This is a genomic window from Paenibacillus sp. FSL R7-0204, from assembly GCF_038002225.1.
Classification (GTDB): domain Bacteria; phylum Bacillota; class Bacilli; order Paenibacillales; family Paenibacillaceae; genus Paenibacillus_AQ.
Genome location: NZ_JBBOCA010000001.1, coordinates 5,168,885 through 5,184,255, shown reverse-complemented (window position 1 = coordinate 5,184,255; position 15,371 = coordinate 5,168,885). Strand labels below are relative to the sequence as shown.

At 52.3% G+C, this 15,371-nt stretch carries 13 protein-coding genes and 1 tRNA gene; 11 read left to right on the top strand and 3 right to left on the bottom strand.

Annotated features, from left to right (window positions below; translation table 11 throughout):
- Nucleotides 1–125: 125 nt before the first annotated feature.
- Entirely contained in the window at nt 126–401 is a 276-nt protein-coding gene (locus MKX42_RS22905; RefSeq protein WP_340754858.1) for a CD3324 family protein, read from the top strand.
- A gap of 449 nt (nt 402–850) precedes the next feature.
- Entirely contained in the window at nt 851–1,840 is a 990-nt protein-coding gene (locus tag MKX42_RS22900) for a phosphotransferase enzyme family protein (RefSeq protein WP_340754856.1), read from the top strand.
- Nucleotides 1,841–2,086: 246 nt separating this feature from the next.
- Here MKX42_RS22900 and MKX42_RS22895 read toward each other — a convergent pair whose 3' ends face one another.
- Nucleotides 2,087–3,364 (bottom strand): histidine--tRNA ligase, encoded by a 1,278-nt coding sequence (locus MKX42_RS22895; protein ID WP_340754854.1) that lies wholly within the window; start codon nt 3,362–3,364, stop codon nt 2,087–2,089.
- A gap of 287 nt (nt 3,365–3,651) precedes the next feature.
- Here MKX42_RS22895 and MKX42_RS22890 point away from each other — a divergent pair, with 287 nt between their 5' ends.
- Together MKX42_RS22890 and MKX42_RS22885 are read left to right on the top strand one after the other, a co-directional pair.
- Nucleotides 3,652–4,305, top strand: coding sequence for an HD domain-containing protein (locus MKX42_RS22890; RefSeq protein ID WP_445669384.1), 654 nt, complete (start codon nt 3,652–3,654; stop codon nt 4,303–4,305).
- 91 nt (nt 4,306–4,396) lie between these two features.
- Nucleotides 4,397–5,848 (top strand): DEAD/DEAH box helicase, encoded by a 1,452-nt coding sequence (locus MKX42_RS22885; RefSeq protein ID WP_340754851.1) that lies wholly within the window; start codon nt 4,397–4,399, stop codon nt 5,846–5,848.
- A 384-nt stretch (nt 5,849–6,232) separates the two neighbouring features.
- Here the strand turns inward: MKX42_RS22885 and MKX42_RS22880 are convergent, their stop codons facing one another.
- Nucleotides 6,233–7,948 (bottom strand): ABC transporter ATP-binding protein, encoded by a 1,716-nt coding sequence (locus MKX42_RS22880; protein WP_340754849.1) that lies wholly within the window; start codon nt 7,946–7,948, stop codon nt 6,233–6,235.
- A gap of 220 nt (nt 7,949–8,168) precedes the next feature.
- Between MKX42_RS22880 and MKX42_RS22875 the strand changes: the two genes are divergently transcribed.
- From MKX42_RS22875 to MKX42_RS22855, 5 genes are all read left to right on the top strand, one after another.
- Nucleotides 8,169–8,273, top strand: coding sequence for a YjcZ family sporulation protein (locus tag MKX42_RS22875; RefSeq protein ID WP_218639650.1), 105 nt, complete (start codon nt 8,169–8,171; stop codon nt 8,271–8,273).
- A gap of 261 nt (nt 8,274–8,534) precedes the next feature.
- Nucleotides 8,535–9,755 carry a CynX/NimT family MFS transporter gene (locus MKX42_RS22870; RefSeq protein WP_340754848.1) on the top strand — a complete coding sequence of 407 codons (1,221 nt, stop codon included), beginning with the start codon at nt 8,535–8,537 and terminating at the stop codon, nt 9,753–9,755.
- 110 nt (nt 9,756–9,865) lie between these two features.
- Nucleotides 9,866–10,876: an ABC transporter substrate-binding protein gene (locus MKX42_RS22865; RefSeq protein WP_340754846.1), complete on the top strand. Its 1,011-nt coding sequence runs from the start codon at nt 9,866–9,868 to the stop codon at nt 10,874–10,876.
- A gap of 124 nt (nt 10,877–11,000) precedes the next feature.
- Nucleotides 11,001–12,611: a helix-turn-helix domain-containing protein gene (locus MKX42_RS22860; protein WP_340754844.1), complete on the top strand. Its 1,611-nt coding sequence runs from the start codon at nt 11,001–11,003 to the stop codon at nt 12,609–12,611.
- 102 nt (nt 12,612–12,713) lie between these two features.
- Nucleotides 12,714–12,797, top strand: a tRNA-Leu gene (locus tag MKX42_RS22855).
- Between the two features lie 242 nt (nt 12,798–13,039).
- On the opposite strand, the gene MKX42_RS22850 is transcribed toward MKX42_RS22855, so the two are convergent.
- Entirely contained in the window at nt 13,040–13,966 is a 927-nt protein-coding gene (locus MKX42_RS22850; protein ID WP_340754842.1) for a tyrosine-type recombinase/integrase, read from the bottom strand.
- Between the two features lie 502 nt (nt 13,967–14,468).
- Here MKX42_RS22850 and MKX42_RS22845 point away from each other — a divergent pair.
- On the top strand, nt 14,469–15,098 hold the full coding sequence (locus tag MKX42_RS22845; protein ID WP_340754839.1) for an RNA polymerase sigma factor: 630 nt from the start codon (nt 14,469–14,471) through the stop codon (nt 15,096–15,098).
- Nucleotides 15,061–15,354, top strand: coding sequence for a hypothetical protein (locus MKX42_RS22840; protein ID WP_340754837.1), 294 nt, complete (start codon nt 15,061–15,063; stop codon nt 15,352–15,354). The genes MKX42_RS22845 and MKX42_RS22840 overlap by 38 nt, the downstream gene beginning before the upstream one ends.
- The last annotated feature ends 17 nt before the right edge of the window (nt 15,355–15,371 follow it).

The following is a 15,371-nucleotide window of genomic DNA, read 5'->3' as shown; positions in this document are numbered from 1 at the left end:
AACAGACAGCGGTTATTGTGTAGAGCGGACAGCCATTCTCCGCTGTAACGTTTGGCCGGATAAGGTTCTGTGCTATAGACTTTGCTGCCTTGATAAGTTGAATAACTTAAGAGGAGCGGAGCTATATGAAATATGTAAATGCAGACCTGGTATTACCGCAGCAGCTGCTGCAGGAGATTCAGAAATATATGCAGGGCGGGATGCTCTATATCCCGAAGCCTGAGGGACAGCGCAAGCGGTGGGGGGAGAATTCAGGCGGCAGATCTTACTTAAGCGCCCGGAACCAGTCCATTCGTGAGCATTATGCCAGCGGTCTGAGCGTAACCGAACTGGCGGAGCAATTCTGCCTGTCGGGCGACAGCATCAAGAAGATTGTGTATGGAAGCAAGCAGAGAGGGTAGAGGTCTAAGGGCGCGTAACGTAGCCATTTCTGCTTGTGAGATTCAGCCTAGGCTGGCTTCGATTGCATTATGTACACTAGATACCTCTAATCCCCCTCGAAAAATAGCATCTACTGCACTCTGTACAGTAGAATTTTGCACAGGCGGCCTTTTGGAGCATATATGCAGAAATCTATTGTATGAAATACAGCAGAATGAGTTTTTAGACCGATTAAATCATAATCTATTGCAGAAAATACAATCGCAGCGTCCACACAAGCATACAAGCACTCATCCACTCATGCTGATCCACCCTTAACGAAGAGGGCTGTCCTAAAAAGTCGCGTCATGACTTTTGGAGCAGCCTTTTCTTTTTGTGCAAAAGTCAGGTTATACCTGTCTATTATCTATGTCCGCCGCCACCGCCGACCCTATAATGAATGTAGACATTCATAGGAGGAGACAGGCAGATGAAAATAGAAGCAGCAACAAGGAATATAGTACTCCAGGCGCTCAAGGCATACGAATTAGATTGGACAAAAATTGAATATATCAAGGAATCCGATAGTATCACGTTCAAGATTGAGACGGAAAACAAGCAGAAGCTGCTGCTGCGGATACATGGCGAACGCTGCAGCCGGGAGGAGATTCTGTCGGAGCTGGAATGGCTCAGACATCTCAGTCAGACAGCAGGCCTGATTGTTCCCGAAGGGCTGCCCGATTCAAGCGGCAGTTATATCCTGGAGACTAGAAGTGAAGCTGGCGGTGAAGCGCAGCAGCTTAACTATGTCACCCTGATGCGCTGGGTCGAAGGGGAGCATTCAGCGGGCAATCTGCCGGATGAGCAGCTATACGCTGTAGGCGTTATGCTGGCCGGGATGCATGAAGCGGGTGAACAGTTTGTTCCCTCAGCAGAGTTCACCCGTCCGGCTTGGGGAGCGGACAGCTTCCGCAAGGAATGGGACAAGCTGGAGAAGTATCATACGGCTATGGTGTCACAAGCTTCATGGGCGCTCTATCAGGCGGCTGCTATAAGAATCCTTGGTGAACTCGATGCTATGACGCCGGACCCCGGCAGCTATGGCCTGATCCACGGTGATCTGCACGGCGGGAATGTGGTGTTCGCTGAAGGCAAGCCGCGTGCCATCGATTTCGGCCTCTGCGGCTACGGCTTCTACCTCCATGATCTGGCCGCTGCTCTGCTGGAGCTCTCCACGGAGCAGCGCAGGAGCCTGATTCGAGGATATAGCAGCGTCCGTGCGCTGGAGCCTGATTATGAACGGAAGCTGGAATGCTTCTTTGTCAAGATCATGATCGGAAACTATAGCCATCACATCTCTAATCCGGACGAACTCCCCAGCTTACGGGAGGAACAGCCGTATGCGCTGGCCTATCTTAGAGAGTATCTGGCGGACTCCAGGTTTTTGTTCAAGAGAATTGAACCTGTGATAATAGAGTAAAGCACAGTTTGCGTAAGGAGGCGGCATTTTTTGAGTACGACTAATCAGCATCCTGCACAAAGTACAACATTGTGCGTTCCTCAACATCATGCTTAAGGAAGTCCTGTACAGAATACAACAATGTATGTTCCTCAGTTGCTGAACTGCTGGTATTCCTGCAAAAAATACAACAATGCGTACTTTTCTGAGTTTAACCGCTGCAGCCCAGGGGAGAGATATAACTCATCCTGGGCTGCCCCACCAGAATCATATCGAAATCAACTGAACCGCCTCCACCGCCGTAACCAGTTCCTCGCTCCCCAGCTCCATATCCTTCAGCCGCAGCTTCAGCTCCGCAGCTTCGCTCTCTCCGATCATGATCACGTAGCGGATGCCCTTGGCTGAAGCTGTGGCCAGCGTTTTTTTGAGCTTGCGCAAGCCGCTGTCCACCGTGGTCCGGATACCGGCGGAACGCAGGCTAGCTGCGGCGGCCAGCGCCTGTGCCATATATCCGCCGATCGGAACGATCAGCACGCCGGAACGGTCCGCCGTATCTGCCGGGCGCTCGCCCAGCAGTGCCATGATCGACTCCATACCGAAGGAGATCCCGACGGTAGGGTATTCAATATCCTCACGCCCGACAAGCTTGCCGATGATGGCATCATACCGCCCGCCGCCGCCCAGACTGGACGAGTAGCCGCCTGTGGCATCGAAGATTTCGTATACAGTCCCTGTATAGAATGACAGCCCGCGTGACAAAAAAGGATCGAAGACGCACATATCCGCAAGTCCAACCGCATCCACCAGCTGCTGCAAGGCAAGCACTTCGAGCGTGCCTGGCTGCCCGTCCAGCTTATACCGTTCTACCAGTTCTCGGAACCCCGGGTCTGGCAGCTCCAGCAGCTCCGAGATCAGCGTAACCGTCTGAGCGGTTAGCTGTTTGTCCGTCAGTTCACCCAGAACCCCGCCGCTGCCGATCTTAGCCAGCTTATCGAGCGTGAGCATCACCGAGAGCTGCTCCTGCTGCGGCACACCTACTGCCCCCAGGATCTCGCCCAGGAAGCGGCGGTTGTTCCACTTCAGCACCACCGGAATCCCAAGTCTGCGGAACACCTCTGCGGCGAGCTGCATCAGCTCTGCCTCCGCCTGTGGTCCGGCAATACCGACGACATCGGCGTCACATTGCAGGAATTCGCGCAGGCGGCCTTTTTTGACCGGACCATCCCGGAATACCTTGCCGATCTCATACCGGCGGTAGGGGAATTCAATCCCCGGATTTAAGGCAATCACCTTGGCAAAAGGAATCGTCAGATCGTAACGCAGCCCCAGCCTGCGCCCGCCCTGATCGGCCAGTTGATACATTTCGCGCAGAATTTCATCGCCTCCGGCGTATTTGGAGGTCAGCAGCTCCAGCTCATTCAGCATAGTGGTATCCATCGATTCGAAGCCGTACAGCTCGAAGAGCTCCTGCAGCGTAGTCCGTACCTTCTGGCGGATGGCCTGTTCGCGGCCGAAATAATCATAAGTTCCTTTAATATTTTGCATCCTAAGCAGCTCCCTTGTTCTATAGTTTCCAGTAAAATAAAAAACGCGCCGGACCTCATGGTCCTGCGCGCTTATCTATGCCGCAGGGAGGTCGAACGCGAAATGCGTTAGCCCTCCCTGAATGAATTCAGGTGTGCTAACGCTGCTTGTGATGATGAAGCTGATTCGTTATGATGGACAAGCGGTTCATAGGAATCAATTCCCTTCCGGCTGGATTACAGCACATTATAGCGGATGGGGAGCAGCGGCGCAAGAGTAACATTTTTTATCGCGAAGGAGCAATCATGATGAATGATACAGAGCTGATCACAGCAGCGGAGCATTTTGCGCAGGAGCAATTAGGCCAGGACACCACCGGACATGACTGGTTTCACTTGAGCCGGGTGCGGAATACGGCAGCCCTGATTGCCGGAATGGAAGGGGCCAATGTGGTAATCTGTACCATAGCCGCCTTGTTGCATGATGTAGCAGACGAGAAGCTGAATCCTTCCAAGGAGGCGGGGCTCCTCAAGGTGAGTGACTGGCTGGACGGACATTTGCCGGATGAAGCGGCGCGTAAGCATATTATGGAGATCATCGCCACAATGTCCTTCAGCGGCGGCGGGGGCGAGCCCATGTCAACGCTGGAAGGGCAGGTGGTCCAGGATGCGGACCGTCTGGATGCCCTGGGGGCTATCGGGATCACGCGGACTATGGTCTTTTCGGGAGCCAAGGGCCGGCCGGTCTACGATCCGGCGATCCCTCCGCGTGACGAATCACTGCAGCAGGAATACCGGGATTATTCCAAAGGGACGGCTGTCAACCATTTTTATGAGAAGCTGTTGAAGCTGAAGGATCTGATGAACACCGCTTACGGCAAGCAGCTTGCGGAGGAGAGGCATCAGTTTATGCTTAGTTTTTTGGAGCAATTCTATAAGGAATGGAATCAAGGGGCGGAGTAGCTGTTATAATGAAGGTATGCGCAAGAATGATGGAACGCGGGCAGGTCCCGCCCCCACCGGAACAATCAGCATAGAAGAGGTTGAGTAGATAATGAGTGAAGTACAAGTGAAGTTTAGTGATTATGGTCTGAATGAGGAGATTATCCGCGCGCTGGAGGTTCTGAAGTACACGGACCCTACAGAGGTGCAGCGGAAGGTTATTCCGGTGGCGCTGAAGGCGCAGGATCTGATCGTCAAGTCCCAGACCGGCAGCGGCAAAACCGCAGCATTCGCCATCCCGCTCTGCGAGCTGGCCGATTGGGCGGAGAACAAACCCCAGGCGCTGGTGCTGACTCCCACCCGGGAGCTGGCCCAGCAGGTGAGAGAGGATATTACGAACATCGGGCGTTTCAAGCGGATCAAGGCGGTAGCGCTGTTCGGCAAGCAGCCGTTCGCCCCGCAGAAGCTGGAGCTGACCCAGAAGACGCATGTCGTTGTAGGCACGCCGGGCCGTGTATTCGACCATATTGAGCGTGGTACGCTGAACCTGAGCCGCATACAGTATCTGGTGATCGACGAAGCGGACGAGATGCTCAGCATGGGCTTCATCGAGCAGATCGAGAAGATTATTAAGCAGCTGCCCAAGGAACGTGTAACGATGCTGTTCTCGGCGACACTGCCGGAAGTAATCAAGAATCTGTGCCGGAAATATATGACGGAGCCGGTGGATATTGAGATTGAAGCCAGCGGAATTACGACAGCATCGATTGAGCATGCACTGATTGAGGTTGTCCAAGCTGCCAAGTTCGGGCTGCTCAGCGATCTGCTGACGGTGGAGAACCCGGATAGCTGTATTATTTTTTGCCGGACCCAGGAGCAGGTGAACGCCCTCTTCCGCGGGATGGCTGACCTCGAATATCCGGTGGACAAGATCCACGGCGGCATGGAGCAGGACGAGCGGTTCGAGGTAATGAATGCCTTCAAGCGCGGCCAGTTCCGTTATCTGATTGCCACCGACGTTGCGGCCAGAGGAATTGATATCGAGAACATCACCCATGTGATTAACTACGATATCCCGCTGGAAAAAGAGAGCTACGTCCACCGTACCGGCCGCACCGCCCGCGCAGGTAAAAGCGGCAAAGCGATCACCTTCGTGACGCCGAATGAACACAAATGGGTTAGAGAAATCGAAGGCTATATCGGCTTCAGCCTGCCGGTCATGAAGGCTCCGTCGGACGATGCAGTGGCCTATGCCAAACCGGCCTTCGACCAGAAGCTGGGCAAGCAGCAGGTCCGCAAAGCGGGCAAAACCGAGGTCATGAACCAGGATATCATGAAGCTGTATTTCAATGGCGGCAAGAAAAAGAAGCTCCGCGCGGTGGATTTTGTCGGCACCATTGCGAAGCTTGAGGGAATCACGGCTGAGGACATCGGGATCATCACGATTCAGGATAACGTGACCTACGTCGATATTCTGAACGGTAAGGGACCGCTTGTACTACAGACGATGAAGGAGACTACGGTCAAAGGCAAGCTGCTGAAATGTCATATTGCCAAGAAATAAGCTGGAGCAGCATAAGACATAAGCCAGGCCGGTGACACTTGGTTTCTACTAAGTCAGGAGCCATGTGGACTCCAGTGACCTTATTCGGCGAAAAAACCTGTTTTTGCGTAGCTAACGGACTCCAGAGATGTTATTTGCCTGAAAACGTGCTCATTCGGACATTTATCTGGGCAATAAGCGCTCTGGAGTCCGTAAGACGGGAAAAACTGAGCAAGATTTGCACATAACGGTTCTGGTGTCGCAACTATCCGAAGTGTCGAGTGTTATCTGAACAAAAAACCCTTCCGCGCAGCCTAAGGTTGCGTCACGGAAGGGTTTCATTTGTATATAGACCAGCAATAACCAGCTGCTAGATTCCTGCTCTGCACTTAACTCTTCGATATTCTAAGCATTATACTGCGCCTGATACAGGCGGCTGTAGGTGCCTCCGGCGTTCACTAACTCCTCGTGGCGGCCTTCCTCGGAGATGCCGTCCTCATTCACCACAATAATGCGGTCGGCATTCTTGATCGTCGTCAGGCGGTGGGCAATGACCAGCGTGGTACGGCCTACCGACAGGTCGGCCAGTGACTGCTGGATCGCTGCTTCAGTCTCGGTATCGAGTGCCGAGGTAGCCTCATCCAGAATCAGAATCGGCGGATTCTTCAGGAACATCCGGGCGATAGCCAGCCGCTGCTTCTGTCCGCCGGACAGCTTCACGCCACGTTCGCCGATTACAGTCTCCATCCCATTTGGGAGGCTGTTAATCAGCTCTTCCAGATGAGCCTGGCGGGCCGCCTGCCAGATATCATCAAGCCCGGCATCCAGTCTGCCATAGGCGATATTCTCGCGGATCGTGCCAGAGAAGAGGAACACATCCTGCTGTACGATCCCGATCTGCTTGCGCAGCGAGTTCAGCTTCATGTCGCGGATATCCATTCCATCGATAGAGATTGCGCCGCCGGTTACATCGTAGAAGCGGGGGAGCAGGCTGCAGATCGTGGTTTTCCCGGCACCGGAAGGGCCAACGAAAGCGATGGTCTCCCCGGCATTTACCTTCAGGCTGATCTCCTTCAGCACGGTCCGCTCTGCTTCATACCCGAAGCTGACATTGCTGAAGGAGATATCCCCGCGAAGCGAATCCACCTCTGCCGCATCCGGCTTGTCAGCGATATCCGGCTCGGTGTCGATGACTTCCAGATACCGTTTGAATCCGGCAATTCCCTTCGGATAACTCTCAATAACCGCATTAATCTTCTCAATCGGCCGGAAGAAGACGTTAGCCAGCAGTATGAAGGCGACGAATTCACCGATTGCAAGTTCGCCCTGAATGAAGAACCAGGCGCCGCATACCATCACCACAACAGTAATCAGACGGGTCATCATATAGCTGACCGAGAAGCTTTTGGCCATCAGCTTGTACGCCATCAGCTTGGTCTCGCGGAACTTCTGGTTATCCACAGCGAACAGCTCTTTCTCGAATTCTTCATTGGCAAAAGACTGGACCACGCGGATTCCGCCGACATTATCCTCAATCCGGGCGTTGAAATTCCCGACGTTGCCGAATAAGCGGTGATAAGTGTCCGTCATGTTGCGTCCGAAATAAATAATGACCCAGGCCATAATCGGCACGATGATGAATGTGATTACCGCCAGCTTGAGATTGATATCTGCCATCAGCAAGAAGGCGCCGACCAGCGTCATGACCGCAATGAATACATCCTCCGGCCCGTGATGCGCAACTTCGCCGATATCGTTAAGATCATTGGTTATTCTGCCGAGCAAATGACCGGTTTTGTTGTTGTCGAAGAAGCGGAAGCTGAGCTTTTGAATATGGTTGAACATTTTTTTACGCATATCGGTCTCAATATTGATCCCCAGCATATGACCCCAGTAGGTGACAATATAGTTCATTGCCGTGTTCAAGGCGTAGATGGCGAGCAGGGCGACACAGGCAATCAGAATCAGCGACCAGTTCTGGCCCGGCAGCAGGTCATCAATGAATTTATTGACAGCCACCGGAAAAGCAAGCTCCAGCAGGCCCGCACCCACCGCACAGGTGAAGTCAAGGACAAACAGCTTCTTATAAGGACGGTAATAGGAGAAAAAACGACGCAGCATCTCTTGTTCACTCTTTTCTGTAATAGGTTATGTATCTGGTTACTGAGAGTGATTCTCAATTAAACCTTCTGCTTAGGATACTAAAGATGGTTACATGTTTTGTCAACGGTGAGAATCGTAAAAATTGAAATATACTGCGGAATTGATTGCCGTTTAACCCATACCAAGGGTATGGTTTATACATATTTTAACAGTATTCAGGTATAAAGGAGGAGTTAACATGGGCGAAAATGTTGGAGGATACGGCGGAGTTTTCACTTCCACAGGCGCAATCCTGGTTCTGTTCATCCTGCTCGTAATCATCACGAAATCCTTCTGTCTCTAATTCTGTTTCACCTGCTGCACTGCCGCCGGTCACTTGACCGGCGGTTTTTTTAAGATTGGAGCCCCCGCAAAGTATCTGAATTATCTTCGAAGCTAAAGACCACTTTGTGGGGTTGTTTTCTGGCTCCGGGAGACTGCTCCGGCAAGCGATATGATATAATGAAATAATGCGCCTGGGTTGAAGGGTGTAATACATATAGCGGCTATTCCCTGACAAGCTCCAGGCTTGACGGGTGTTTTGCTGCGATCCTGGAGGTACAACATGAAGTCCGGCCGTGAAAAGAACAAGAGGACAAGCCCGGCCTTGTCCGCATCTGCTGCACATATCCGCAGCCGCTGGATGCTCGTCACCGGAATCATCTGTGTGGCTGCTGCCCTGCGCGCTCCATTCACTTCCGTCGGACCTCTGCTGAAGATGATCCGGGATGACCTGGGGTTGTCTAATACTCTGGCGGGAGCGATTACGACTTTGCCTTTACTGGCTTTTGCCCTGCTGTCACCGTTCGCGCCCCGGCTTGCACGCAAGCTGGGACTGCCCAATATCCTGATGCTGGCCATGCTCACGCTGTCCATGGGAATTCTGGTCCGTTCGGCTTCCGGCACGGTAACCTTCTTCGCAGGTACGGCGATGATCGGTCTGTCGATTGCCGTCTGCAATGTACTGCTGCCGGGACTGATCAAGGGTAAATTTCCGCACCGCATCGGTCTGATGACCGGAATCTATACCGTGTCCATGAACATATGTGCAGCGGCGGCTTCGGGGCTGAGTGTTCCCTTGGCCACCCGTGCGGGGCTGGGGTGGAGAGGGACGCTGGCGCTCTGGTTCATGATTGCTGCACTGGCTACGATCTTCTGGATTCCGCAGCTGAAGAGTCTGGGCGCGGGGCAGGCAGACACTGCCTCCTCTTCAGCGGCACGGGTCTGGCGCTCCCCGCTAGCCTGGCAGGTTACGCTGTTCATGGGGCTGCAATCCCTGCTCTATTATGTGCTGATCGCCTGGTTCTCGGTGATCCTCGGGGAGCGGGGGATGTCTGCCGGCCATGCCGGCTGGATTCTCTCGCTGATGCAGCTGGCCCAGCTGCCGTTCACCTTCTTCGTACCGCTCTGGGTGGGAAGGATGAAGAACCAGCGGCTGCCGGTGGTGATTACTTCGGTTCTGTTTATCACTGGCATCCTTGGCGTCTGGCTGGGCAGTACTGCGCTGATGGCATTATGGGCTATCTGCATAGGGATTGCCGGGGGCTTCGCCTTCGGTCTGGCGATGATGTTCTTCAGCCTGCGCACCCGGACCACACAGGAGGCCAGCGAGCTGTCAGGGATGGCACAGTCTGCCGGATATTTGCTGGCGGCGGCAGGACCTGCACTGTTTGGCCTGCTGCATGATGCTGCGGGGAGCTGGAATGTACCGCTTGCGCTGCTTGCCTTAGCAAGCTTACTGCTGTTCGCAGCCGGTATGGGGGCGGGGCGTGACAAGTTTGTATAAGATTTTCGCAGAGAAAGTGCATTGTAAGCTGATCATGGCATGCTACTATTGTGTTTAAGATCATCTGAGAATGATTATCAATGAAATTAGACACAGGAGTGAAGAGAGACATGAACAATAGGGGCCAGAAAATTGTTTGGACTGCAGTACTGATCCTGGCGATGTCCGCTATCGCGGCTTGCGGAACGAATAATAAAGCTGCGGACAGCAAGGACGTCCAGACAGGGAATACGGCGGCTGCCAGCGCAGCTCCTGCGGAGACTGGCGGAGCGGCAGCTTCAGAAGGAGCAACACGGACGGTAACCGGGGAATTCGGGGAGGTGGAAATTCCGGCCAACCCTCAGCGGGTGGCGGGTATCTATGTGGAGGATTATCTGAAGGCGCTCGGCGTAACCCCGGTTGTGCAATGGTACCATCCAAGCTGGGGCAAGCAGGATTATCTGAATCTGGATGTGCCGGAATACGATATTACCGGAAGCATTGAAGCCCTGCTTGAGAAAAGCCCGGATCTGATCATTGCCGACGGCGGAGCGGATGAGGCGCGGTATGAGCAATATTCCAAGGTAGCGCCTACCTACCGCCTGCCGGAGGCTGTGCTCCAGGATTCGAGATTGACCCTGACAGCCATAGCAGAGGCACTCGGCATCCCGGATAAGGCGAAGTCCGTACTCGCGGACTACGACAAGAAGGTCGCGGACGGCAAAGCCGCGCTGCAGCAGGCGCTGGGCCAGGAGAAGGTGGCGGTGATCCGGCTGAATGTTGCGGACAAGACCTTTGCTCTTTTTGGAGTCAAAAACCGCTATACCGGCATGATCTATGATCAATTCGGTCTGACACCTGTCCTTATGGCTGCCGAGATGACGGACTATCAGGCGATCATCTCTGAAGAAGTTATCCCGGAGCTTGAGGCGGAACATATCATTATATTCCCTGACAATGGCGCTTGGGACAGTGCGATGAACCAGGAAGCCATTAAGATGCTGGACGGGCCACTCTGGAAGAACCTGTCTGCGGTGAAGAACGGCAACATCTACCGGATGGAGCGTTCCCACTGGCAGTCGGGCGCAATTACAGCCAATCAGATGAAGCTGGATGATCTGCTTAAAGTAATGGTGAAGTAATTCAGCGATGAATGATAGTGAGACTATGAGCAAAAAGAAGGTCTATCCGCAAGGTTGATAGATCTTCTTTTTTGTTTTACACTTGAGTCTATGATAATGATTCTCAGTCAGGAGGGGCGGCAGTATGACGGAACAGTTGCAGGAACACACCAAGAGAAGGCTGCTCCACAGCCTGATGAATATAGAAGTAGTTACACGCTCCTCGTCCCGGAAGGATCAGACCGCAGTCTATCAGGAGCGTACTCTAATCATTGTGTCCGAAGGGCAGGGGTGGCTGAAGGCAGAGGACAGAAGATATTCTTTGCAAAAAGGGGCCGGGTTCCTGATCGAAGCCGGATCGCTGAACCGGATTCAGGCCGGGGAGCAGGGGATCAGCTGGTACCAGCTGGAGTTCAGGCTGATCCCGGCAGGGCAGGGTAAGCTTCTTACCGGCGACAAGAGACAGGAGGGACAAGGAGAATATTTACTCCTTCCGGGATATCTGGATTGCCGGCCGTTCTCACAGTGTGCCCTGCTGCTGGACTCCATCTATTATAGCTTCCAGCGCCAGGAGGATATGGAATGGTTCGCGGCCCAGACCCGGTTCCAGGAGCTGCTGCTCTTGCTGATGCGGGCGAATGCTCCGGTACTGAAGCCTAAGGACGACCGTGAGGCCGTGGAAGATTCAATCCGTTATATGGAAGAGCATTGCAGTGAACCGTTAACTGTTGAACAATTAGCTGAGATTGCCGGGATCGGGCGTGCGCGTTATACGCAGATCTTCAGAGAGATTACCGGCCGGATTCCTCTGGAGCACCTGAACGGGCTGCGTATTGAACGGGCACAGCAGCAGCTTTTGCTCACCCGGGACCGGCTGCATGAGGTCGCACTTGCTGCGGGCTACAGCAATGAGTATTATTTCAACCGGCGCTTCAAAAGAACGGTAGGGGTGACTCCCGGACAATATAGAAGCCTCCATCAGGAGGGCGTCCGGGTATTTGCCCCTTTTCTGGAGGATTATCTGCTGGCGCTCGGCATTACTCCGGTTGTGCAGTATTGCCATGCCAAGTGGGGCAAGCAGGAATACCTCGGGCTGGATCAGGTACCGGCGTTCGATATCTCAAGCGGAGACTGGCACGGGCTCAGCCGTTACTCGCCTGAGCTGATCATGCTGGATGACGGCTTCCAGCGCTGGCAGCTCGGGGAATGCAGACGGGTCGCCCCGCTGTTCCGGCTTCCGTTCTACCAGGAGGACTGGCGTGCCACGCTCCGCAGCGCAGCGGCTGTCTTCGGGAGAACGGGACGGGTGCAGGAGGTGATCAGCGAATATGAACAGCAGGCCCGCCAGGCCAGACGGCTGCTCAGCCGCAGTGTCCGGGGGCAGACGGCAGCTCTGCTGCGGATTTCCGCCTGCGGGATTACCCTGTATGGGAGCGAGCATCTGGGCTATGCAGCGGGGGTACTATACGATGATCTGGGACTAGAGCGGCATCCCCTGGTCCGGCAGCTTACCCGCGGACAGAAGCGTGTGAATCTCAGCTCTGAAGAGCTGGCTGGCTTGAGCGCAGATCATCTGTTCATTACCTTTGACCTCCAGGAGGGCGAAGGCAGGGAACTGCTCGATACCCCGCTTTGGAGAGGTTTGCCTGCGGTGCGCAACCGCTGTGTATACGAGGTGGACTTCATGGCCTGGATGAATTACGGTGTGCTGTCGCATCAGCGGAAGATCTCGGATGTGCTCAAGGTATTGGCTTGAAGATGACCACCCTGCAGAAATAAATATTAAAATGCTTGCAATTCCCCGCCAAAGAGAGTATATTCTTAATTACGGTGATTGAATCACTGAATTACATAATATGCGGTCATGGCGGAATTGGCAGACGCGCTGGCTTCAGGTGCCAGTGGTAGCAATATCGTGGAGGTTCGAGTCCTCTTGACCGCATCCGCATTACTCAATAGCCCTTCTTCGGAAGGGTTATTTTTTGCGTTTCTGCTGCATAATTAATTTTCGACAAGAAAAAGACATATTCCCCTCCCTGACAAGTAAAAATATGTCGTTTTATTGGGAAAATTAGTGAATCATACAAAATACCGTGTTACTATATTCATAGATGAAGGATAATATGTAATTATCCTTCATAAAGAGCAATAAAAGCAGGGTGAAGCTGGCATAACCTGTAGTTCCTATGAATTGATAGAAACACGATTTCGCGGATGTTTAAGACTGAGTATATCGTTCTGTTTTTTGGTTGAGACATGTGTATAAATTTGGCTTGTTGTTATTGAACTATGCCCTAATATCTGCTGGATGTAGCGAATGTCCACATCTTCCTCCAATAATAGCGTTGCAAAGGAATGCCGAAACATGTGTGGCGTTAGGTGCTGCTGCACCTTGGCCTTTAATGCGAGTTTTTTAATCATGAATCGGACGGATTGCTCTGAAAGGCGATGGTTAAGTCTATTCACAAAGAGAAATCCGACATTTTCAATTTGCTCGCTATAAGCCAGTTTATATCTATGTAATGCTGAGAGTACGTCAGAATTGCTGATGGTAATCATCCGCTCTTTTGAACCTTTGCCATAGATCCGGATTTGTTTGTCGGGCAGATTCAGGTTATCCGATTGTAATGAACAAAGCTCGGAAACACGCATACCTGTTGCGAATAAAAGCTCTAAGACGGCAATATTACGCAAGCAGGTAGCCATCTTATAAGGAGATTTATGATTCATTTCATACTCTTGATACGCTGACTGAAGTAAAGTTTTTATTACATCCAGTGGTATGGTTTTGGGTAGGATGTGCGGCTCATGAAATTTCAGGTTCATTTTTGAAAATGGATTGCTTGCAATGAATTCCTCATACTCCATCCAGTTGCAAAATGCCTTGATACTGGCGATTTTCCGTTTTACGGTTTTGGGTTTGAAAATATTGTGAAGGCTAATCACGTAATTTGACAGATTTATTTTACTTAAACAGCCATCGCTCCCTTTGATATACTGTAATAACTGCGCAATATCAATTCTATATGCCTTCAGTGTTTTGGAATCTAATCTTTTCTGATATTGACAATAATCTAAATAACCTTCAGATAAGTGGACAAAATTCTGCATTGATGAATCCTCCATTTTGTATGTATTGAATCATTATGCCTTCAAATGAAGATATTTGTCGAATATTCTGCAAGTTTTATGAAACGGTGTAGCCAGTAAGGATGGTTGAACCGTTTTTTATTATTTAGTAGATTATGATTTTCTTTTGCGATAGTAAGATGTATTGCCGCGAAGAGGGATGGGCCCCATGCTCCGCAGTCCGTGAAAGAAAACTCTCAGAATTGGCGAGAGATAGGCGGAGCACCGCCAGGAAAGGAAGAAACACTTCAGAACGTATGCGAAAACCGGCTACAAGGTGTAGCCAAAAAGGCATATGGGCTGAATGTGTGTCACCAGAAAGCGATGAGGTATCAGCATCATTCACCCGTTAGGGTGATTTTGTTCTTTTTCACGGACAAACTGTAACCTTTTGCCTTACTTGAACGAATAAGCAATAGACGGCTGAGCAGGAGAGGAGGCGTGTGAGACGAACGGGAGCGAAAGTGAGCGAGGAGAAGGTCTTGTGGCAGTGGATCAGGTGACGGAGGATGAGGCGGCGGCTTCTCTGCTGATTGAAGAGGCGGTGCTAATCAGGTTCGCGGAAGGGAGCCGGGAGGCGTTTGAATGGCTGGTCCGGCAATACCGGGAGCCTGCTGTGCGGTTTGCGTACCACTTGACCGGGAATTATCATACCGCCGAGGATCTGGCGCAGGACTGCTTCGCCTATCTGCTGGTGTACCCGGAGAAGTATGATTACCGGGCATCCTTCAAAACCTATCTGTTTACCATTCTCCGCAACAAGAGCATTGACTCGGTCCGTAAGCGTGCAAGGCAGCAGAGCTTGCCGTATACGGCGGAGAGCAGCAGCGTACATAACCCGGATGAGGGGAATCCTGAACGGCTGGCTATCATCCGGGAAGAGGATGTGGAATGGCGAAGAAGATTGCATCAGATGAAGCCCGATTACGGACAGGCAGTCTATCTGGTGGATGTGGGACAGATGTCTTATGAACAGGCGGCCGCAGTGATGGGCCGGAATCAAGTGAGCTTCAAGGTGCTGCTTCACCGGGCGCGCAAGAAGCTGAGGCAGATCTACGAGAAGGAGGAGTGGGATTGTGAAGTCAACGGAACAGGAACAGTTATTTCTGGATGAGGTCTACCGCAAGGCCCGTCTGCTGGAATACGACAAGCGTGAAGCACAGAGAGTGCTGCATAACCGCAAGGTGCTGGCCAGACGCCAAATTCTTACAGTCTCAGGCATCACAATCGTTACAGCCATATTCGCCCTGATGATTTGGATCGGTAAGGTGGATCAGTGGCTTTGTGTTGCGCTGTCGCTCCTTCTGATTACAGCAGGTCTGCTGATCGAGAAGCTTGAATTGCTGTGGGGTCTGGAGAACGACGGTTGAACGGGAGTTGCAGGAAA